This window comes from Nocardioides salsibiostraticola, from assembly GCF_054783655.1.
Genome location: NZ_BAAGQD010000014.1, coordinates 578,730 through 586,039, shown reverse-complemented (window position 1 = coordinate 586,039; position 7,310 = coordinate 578,730). Strand labels below are relative to the sequence as shown.

8 protein-coding genes are annotated in these 7,310 nt (G+C 69.3%); 3 read left to right on the top strand and 5 right to left on the bottom strand.

All coding sequences use genetic code 11. The annotated features are described in order from the left end of the window. Positions 1-196: 196 nt before the first annotated feature. The 3 genes from ACYVLV_RS10165 to hrcA all read right to left on the bottom strand — a co-directional run bounded on the left by ACYVLV_RS10165 (position 197) and on the right by hrcA (position 3,246). The gene (locus ACYVLV_RS10165) at positions 197-937 is read right to left on the bottom strand and encodes a 16S rRNA (uracil(1498)-N(3))-methyltransferase (RefSeq protein WP_460809628.1); all 741 of its coding nucleotides are present in this window, start codon (positions 935-937) and stop codon (positions 197-199) included. A gap of 22 nt (positions 938-959) precedes the next feature. Then, the gene (dnaJ, locus tag ACYVLV_RS10160; RefSeq protein ID WP_460809627.1) at positions 960-2,144 is read right to left on the bottom strand and encodes a molecular chaperone DnaJ; all 1,185 of its coding nucleotides are present in this window, start codon (positions 2,142-2,144) and stop codon (positions 960-962) included. A 70-nt stretch (positions 2,145-2,214) separates the two neighbouring features. Beyond that, the gene (gene hrcA / locus ACYVLV_RS10155; protein ID WP_460809625.1) at positions 2,215-3,246 is read right to left on the bottom strand and encodes a heat-inducible transcriptional repressor HrcA; all 1,032 of its coding nucleotides are present in this window, start codon (positions 3,244-3,246) and stop codon (positions 2,215-2,217) included. A gap of 192 nt (positions 3,247-3,438) precedes the next feature. Here hrcA and ACYVLV_RS10150 point away from each other — a divergent pair, with 192 nt between their 5' ends. The 3 genes from ACYVLV_RS10150 (at position 3,439) to ACYVLV_RS10140 (ending at position 5,503) form a co-directional block, all read left to right on the top strand. Further along, entirely contained in the window at positions 3,439-4,296 is an 858-nt protein-coding gene (locus ACYVLV_RS10150; protein WP_460809623.1) for an MBL fold metallo-hydrolase, read from the top strand. A gap of 75 nt (positions 4,297-4,371) precedes the next feature. Next, the gene (locus tag ACYVLV_RS10145) at positions 4,372-4,587 is read left to right on the top strand and encodes a hypothetical protein (protein WP_460809622.1); all 216 of its coding nucleotides are present in this window, start codon (positions 4,372-4,374) and stop codon (positions 4,585-4,587) included. A 67-nt stretch (positions 4,588-4,654) separates the two neighbouring features. Next, complete coding sequence (locus ACYVLV_RS10140; protein ID WP_460809620.1) at positions 4,655-5,503, top strand: DUF3097 domain-containing protein; 849 nt, start codon at positions 4,655-4,657, stop codon at positions 5,501-5,503. A gap of 40 nt (positions 5,504-5,543) precedes the next feature. On the opposite strand, the gene ACYVLV_RS10135 is transcribed toward ACYVLV_RS10140, so the two are convergent. After that, complete coding sequence (locus ACYVLV_RS10135; RefSeq protein ID WP_460809618.1) at positions 5,544-6,014, bottom strand: TM2 domain-containing protein; 471 nt, start codon at positions 6,012-6,014, stop codon at positions 5,544-5,546. A 42-nt stretch (positions 6,015-6,056) separates the two neighbouring features. Continuing rightward, the gene (gene hemW / locus ACYVLV_RS10130) at positions 6,057-7,280 is read right to left on the bottom strand and encodes a radical SAM family heme chaperone HemW (protein WP_460809616.1); all 1,224 of its coding nucleotides are present in this window, start codon (positions 7,278-7,280) and stop codon (positions 6,057-6,059) included. Between the last annotated feature and the right edge of the window lie 30 nt (positions 7,281-7,310).

Below are 7,310 nucleotides of genomic sequence, written 5' to 3'. Positions count from 1 at the left end.
ACGGTGGAGACGGCCGAACCGATCGACTCAAAGTCAGTCAACAGACGACAGGCGCAACTCGAGTCAGACCGCCCCCACCAAGCATCTCAAAGTCTCACTGGCGCTACTTGACGCCTCAGAGAGGGTGACTCGGCGCGCTTTTTTCAACAAGCGCCGACTCGGCCGGAAAACCGAGTCAAGTAGCGCCGACTCGCGGTCAGCTCCAACGAGGGGTCTGGCTCAGCAGTACGCCGGCCGCCACCACCCCGGCGGTGGAGGTGCGCAGCACCTCGGACCCCAGCCGTAGGTCGCACGCCCCGGCGGCCACGAAGGCGTTCACCTCGTTCGGGGTGAGGCCACCCTCGGGGCCTACGACGATCGCGAGCGTGCCGTCGTGGGGCACCCTCAGATCGGCCAGGGGGTGGGTGGCGTCCTCGTGCAACACAACCGCGAGGTCCACCTGTTCGAGCAGTGCCACGATCTGTGCGGTCGTCGCCATGGCGTCGACCTCCGGGTGCCAAACCCGCCGAGACTGCTTGGCGGCCTCGCGCGCGGTCGAACGCCACTTGGCCAACGACTTCTGGGCGCGTTCGCCCTTCCAGACCGCCACCGACCGATCGGCGGCCCACGGAACGATGCGGGACACCCCGATCTCGGTGAGCATCTCGACGGCCATCTCGCCCCGGTCACCCTTGGGGATCGCCTGAACGACCACGATCTCCGGGGTCGGCCGCTCGATGGTCGTCACGTCTCGCGCCGACACCTCGAAGCGCCGCTTCCCGGTCGAGGTCACCTCACCGGTCACAGCAGTCCCGAGGCCGTCGCTCAACAGCACCGACTCCCCCACCCGCAGACGGCGTACGACGACCGCGTGGTGGGCCTCGTCGCCCTCGACCGCGACCGTGGACCCGGGTCGCACCCCGTCCAGGGAGTCGACCAGGTGCATCGGGAGGGTCACAGCCGGCGCCTCGACGCGATCATCAGTGCTGGAAGGCGTCGCGCAACCGGCCGAAGACGGACTTGTTGGCCGTCACCTTGCCGGTCGGCTGCTCCTCGTGGCGCAGGCCCGAGAGTTCGCGCATCAGTTCTTCCTGCCGCGCATCCAACTTGGTCGGGGTCTCCACTCCGATCGTCACGATCAGGTCGCCGCGACCTCCGCGCAGTCCCGGCACTCCGCGTCCGCGCAGGACCTGGTCGGTTCCGGATTGGGTCCCGGGGGTGATCTCGAGCTCGTAGTCCGTCTCGAGACCGGACTCGGGTTCGTCCGAACCCGTGACCACATCGGCCTCGAGGAGCGGCAGCGTCAGGGTGGTGCCCAGGGCTGCAGCGGTCATCGGCACCGACACGCTGCAGTGCAGGTCGTTGCCGTGACGGGTGAAGGTGGGGTGGTTGGCGACGTGGATCTCGACGTACAGGTCACCGGCCGGGCCGCCACCGGGGCCGACCTCGCCCTGCTCGGAGAGCTGGACCCGGGTGCCGGTGTCGACACCGGCAGGGATCTTCACCGTCAGGGTCCGGCGCGAACGGACACGGCCGTCGCCGGAGCACTCGCGACACGGCTCGGGGATGATCGAGCCGAATCCCCGGCAGGCCGCGCAAGGACGCAGGGTGCGGATCTCGCCCAGGAACGAGCGCTGGACGTGGGCGACCTCGCCCTGGCCGCGGCAGGTCTCACACGGCTTCGGGGTCGAGCCGGCGGCCGCACCACTGCCGGTGCACACGGTGCACATGACCGCGGTGTCGACCTTGAGATCGTGGGCCGCTCCGAAGGCCGCCTCGGCGAGGTCGATCTCGAGACGGATCAGCGCGTCCTGACCCCGGCGGACCCTCGAGCGTGGGCCGCGGCCTCCGCCACCACCGCCGCCACCGGCTCCGGGCTGGCCGCCGAAGAAGGCGTCCATGATGTCGGTGAAAGAGAATCCGGCACCCTGACCGAAGTCCTGGCCACCCCCGAACGGGTTACCGCCGCGGTCGTAGGAGGAGCGCTTCTGCGGGTCGGAGAGGACCTCGTAGGCGGCGGTCACCGCCTTGAACTTGTCCTGGCTGGCGGGGTCCGGGTTCACGTCCGGGTGCAGCTGGCGCGCCAGTTTGCGATAGGCCTTCTTGATCGTGTCGGCGTCTGCGGCTTGGTCGACACCAAGCAGGTCGTAGAGGTCGGAGCTCAACGTAAATTCCTTCTGGCTTCGGCGGGGCGGGGGTCAGGTGGTCGGGGGATGCATGCTCGCGGGGACACGGTCAACCCTCGTCGAGGATGCGAGAGACGTAGCGGGCCACGGCACGGACCGAGGCCATCGTCCCGGGGTAGTCCATGCGGGTGGGGCCGACGACGCCCAAGGTGGCCAGGGCGTCGTCGTTGGGTCCGTAGCCGGTGGTGACGACGCTGGTCGAAGCGAGCTCCTCATAGGGGCCCTCGGCTCCGATCCGGACCGTCACCATGCCACCACCGGTTGCCTCGCCCAGCAGACGCAGGAGGACGACGTGCTCCTCCAGAGCCTCCAGCAGCGGGCGTACGGCGGAGTCGAAGCTGTCGCCGTACCGGGCCAGGTTGCTCGCCCCACCGACCGCCATCCGCTCATCACTGCGGTGATCGCTCATCGCCTCGACGAGCACCTCCGCCACAGCGGTCGTTATCGAGGGGGTGGGAGACGCGTGTGGCTCGAAGGTTGCGATCAGGTCGCGCAGGGCGGTGACCGCGTCGGCGATGATCTCGCCGGTGGCGGTCAGGTTGATCCGGGACCGCAGCACGGCCAGATCGTCGTCGGCGATCGGCGCGGCGAGTTCGAGGATCCGCTGCTCGACCCGACCCGTCGACAGGATCAGGACGATCAACAGTCGATCCGGGGCCAGGGCCACCATCTCGATGTGCCGCACCGTGGAGCGCGACAGGGTGGGGTACTGCACGACGGCGACCTGGCGGGTCAGTTGCGAGAGCACCCGCACGGAACGTTGCACGACATCGTCGAGATCGACCGCACCGTCCAGGAAGGTGGAGATCGCCTTCTTTTCCGCGCTGCTCATCGGTTTGACGGTGGTGAGCCGGTCCACGAACAGGCGGTAGCCCTTGTCGGTGGGGACGCGACCGGCGCTGGTGTGGGGCTGGGTGATGTACCCCTCCTCCTCGAGCGCGGACATGTCGTTGCGCACCGTGGCCGGGGAGACCCCCAGCCGGTGACGCTCCACCAGAGCGCGGCTACCGACCGGCTCCTCGGTGGCGACGTAGTCCTCGACGATGGCACGGAGGACCGACAGTCGACGTTCTTCCTGCATGCGGTTCCTCCGTTTCATCACCGGGCCGGGTTTGGCACTCGTCTGGATCGAGTGCCAACCCTACCGGCGAACAGGTCGCGACTCGACTCTGCGCGAGTGCGAGAACCCTCACGGAGCCATCCGGCCGGCTCTCGGCCCGCTTGCCCGCCGGCCCGTCGGCAACCGGCACCATCACCCCCGTAGCCTGCGGTGGTGCCGTTCTCCGAAGTCGCTGACCGAGTATGGATCGCCCGCTATGACTGGTTCGACGTCAACGTCTGCGTGGTGGGCGGCGAGACGGGGCTGGTGGTGGTCGACACCAACGCCTCGTCGGAGGCCGCCGCCGAGGTCCTTGCCGACCTGCGCTCCCTGAGGCAGGGGCCGGTCACCGCAGTGATCAACACCCACGAGCACTTCGACCACACCTTCGGCAACGCGGCCTTCCGGGCGGCGTACGACGCGGTGCCCATCCACGCCCACGAGGTCGCCGCCGAGCAGACCCTGGCCGCGGGCGAACGGATCAAGGGTGAGTACGCCGCCGGCGAGGACCCCCACCGCGAAGCCGTCCTGGCCACCGAGATCGTGGCCGCCGACCACACCTTCTCCTCGGTCTCCGTGATCGACCTCGGGGACCGGGTCCTGGAACTGATCCACCCCGGTCGCGGGCACACCGCCGGCGACCTGGTCGTCCGGGTCCCCGACGCCGACGTTCTCCTCGCTGGCGACCTGATCGAAGAGTCCGCAGCCCGGGACGCGACTCCGGGGTTCGGTGCCGACTGCTTTCCGCTCGAGTGGCCACTCGCGCTCGACATCGTCCTGGGTCTGACCGGCCAGTCGACGGTGGTCGTCCCGGGTCACGGGTCAACCGTCGACCGTGAGTTCGTCGAGATCCAACGCAACAACATCGGCATCGTCGCCGAAACCATCCGCGATCTCGCCACGCGCGGTGTCCCCGTCTCCCAGGCCCTCGAAGCCGCCGAATGGCCCTTCCCCGAAGCCCACCTGGTCGACGCCGTACGCCGCGGCTACGAGCACCTTCCCCGCAGCCAGAAGCGCCTCCCCCTTGTGTGACCTGGTCTGATCCGTTGGTGACTGTTCGCCCATCGGGGTGAGGTCGGAGGTGGTGGAGATCACTACGGTCGACCCATGAGCGGAAACGACGAAGAACCCACCACCGGCATCGACGACAGCGCGCTCCCCGAGGACCTGGTGCCTAGCGACGACAACCCGCTGGCCGAGGGCTTGGACGACGGGGAGACCGTGGACGACCTGCTCGACAGCGGCAAGCCGGTCGAGGACTCAGCCGACGAGCCGGGTGATGAGACAGACGCCGTCAAGGGCGACACCAGCGCCTCCGACTAGCGAGCGCCTCGGACCGGGTACGGCGCGGCTCCGACGCCTTCGCGATCACGGAACCTAGCGTGGTCGTGTGAACAATCGCTACGGAAACGATGTCCTTGCCGGGGACTGGCGCGTGCCGAAGCGCGGCCGCGCGGTCGACACCGCTGCCGACCTGGGATTGGTCGTCGAGGAGGTCACCACCGACTGGTGCGGCGAGATCGTCGCGGTCGACCGGGACCTCTACACCGTGACCCTCGAGGACCGGCGCAGCCGTCGCCGGACCTTCCCCCTGGGACCGGGTTTCCTGCTGGAGGGCAAGCCGGTCATCCTCACCGCCCCGATCCGCAGCGCCGCACCGGCCCGCCCCACCCGCACCGCCTCGGGGTCGATCGCCGTCCACAACGCACCGGCGCGAGTCGCCCGGGCCAGCCGGATCTTCGTCGAGGGCCGGCACGACGCCGAGCTCGTCGAGAAGGTCTGGGGCGACGATCTACGCATCGAGGGTGTGGTCGTCGAGTATCTCGCCGGGGCCGACGACCTCGTCGACCATCTGCGCACCTTCGGTCCCGGTCCCACGCGACGGGTCGGGGTCTTGTTGGATCACCTGGTGGCCGGCTCGAAGGAGACCCGGATCGCCGAGGACGTCTCCCGGTCCGCCTTCGGACGTCACGTGCGCGTGGTCGGACACCCGTACGTCGACGTCTGGGCCGCGGTGAAACCCGCTCGCCTCGGACTCGAGGAATGGCCCGAGATACCGCGCAACATCGAGTGGAAGAAGGGCGTCTGCGCCCACCTGGGTTGGCCCCACGCCGACCAGGCCGATATCGCCCGGGCGTGGAAACACATTCTCTCGCGAGTCTCCTCCTACGAGGACTGCGAGCCGGCCCTGCTGGGCCGGGTGGAGGAACTGATCGACTTCGTCACCGAAGAGGGCTGACTGACGGGGCGACCCGCCTCGTCAGTTCGTCAGCCCCCGGTCAGCGCAGCATGTAGCCGTTGGCGTCCTTGCTGTCGGTGACCAGCAGGATGATCCCGTCGATGAACGGCCACAGGGCGCCGATCCCGCAGGTGAGGATCGTGACCAGCAACTGGAAGACCCCGGTCTTGGTGTCTCCGATGTAGAACCGGCCGATTCCGAGCGGGATCAGGATCTGCAGTAGGCCTGCCACGAGTTTGGTCTTGTCGGAGTACGGGATCCCCGTCATCGGGTGTACGCCGTAGGGCGCTCCGGGTTGTCCCATCGGACCCATCTGCCCGGCCATCGGTCCCCCGGGCGGCGGACCGTACGGGGCCGCGCCGTAGGGGGCGCCGTACGGCGCCTGTCCCGGAGCCGGCGGCGGCGGTGGGGGCGGGGGCGCGTTGTACGACGGGTACTCGCCCTCGGGTGGCTGATTGCCCTGGGCCCCGGTCGGGTCGTACGGGTTCGGCTCGTTCGGTCCCTGGGTCATGGCGCGAACACTACGGCCGATGACGTCGACGAACCAGGGGTCTCACGCGGAGAGTCGTCGGACGACCGCGTCGGCGAGCAATCGTCCGCGCAGCGTGAGGACCAAGGGGTCCTGCGGTCCGCCGTCCTGCACCAATCCCTCGGCTCGCAAGGCCGGGACACTCCTCCGTCCGTGCTCGTCGAGAGCGTCCAGGGCCAGCCCCTCGCGCAGCCGCACCTCGAGCAGGAGCCGCTCGAAACCGCGGCTCGCTGCGTCCAACACCTCTCGGCCGGCCGCTGGGCTGACCCCACGCGCCAACCGATCGGCGTAGGCGGCGGGGTGCTTGACGTTCCACCACCGGACCCCCGCCACATGGGAATGAGCACCGGGTCCGACCCCCCACCAGTCGGCACCGCACCAGTAGGCCAGGTTGTGGCGGCAGCGGGAGGCGTCGTCCCTGGCCCAGTTGGACACCTCGTACCAACCCAGGCCGTCCTGCTCCAGACGCTCGTCGGTCAGGAGGTACTTGTCGGCAAGGTCGTCCTCGTCGGGCATGGGCAGCTCACCCCGGGAGACCCGACGTGCCAGCGCGGTGCCGTCCTCCACGATCAGGGAGTACGCCGAGATGTGGTCGGGGCGGCAGGCCAGCGCCGCCTCCAGCGTGGTCCGCCACTGGTCGACGGTCTCCCCTGGGGTGCCGTAGATGAGGTCCAGACTGATCTGGTCGAAGCCTGCTGCGCGGGCCCATTCGACCGCTTGCGGTACCCCTTCGGGGTCGTGGGTCCGGTCGAGCACGGCGAGCACCTCGGGGACGGCGGACTGCATGCCGAACGAGATCCGGTTGATGCCGGCCTCGCGAAGCGCGGCGAGGCGGGCCGGATCCACCGAGTCGGGATTCGCCTCGATGGTGATCTCCGCGTCGTCGGCGAGACCGAAGAGCGAGTCGATCGCCTCGATCACCCCCGCCAGGTCACGGGGGTCCAGCAGGGTCGGAGTGCCTCCGCCGAGGAATACGGTGTCGACGGGCAGGTCCCGGTCACCCAGCACGCCGCGCGCGCGGCGTACCTCCTCGACCGCGTAGCCGGCGTACGTCGCCCTCGAGACCGTGCCGGGGCCGGAGCCCAACTCCTCAGCGGTGTAGGTGTTGAAGTCGCAGTACCCGCACCGCACCGTGCAGAAGGGGACGTGGACATAGAAACCGAACCCGCGTTGGCCGAGTTCGGCCAGCGCCGCCTGCGGCAGCGAACCGTCCTCGGGTGCGGGGTCTCCGGTCGGCAGGGCAGGCATGAGGTCATCGTGTCACCCCGCGAAACGCGC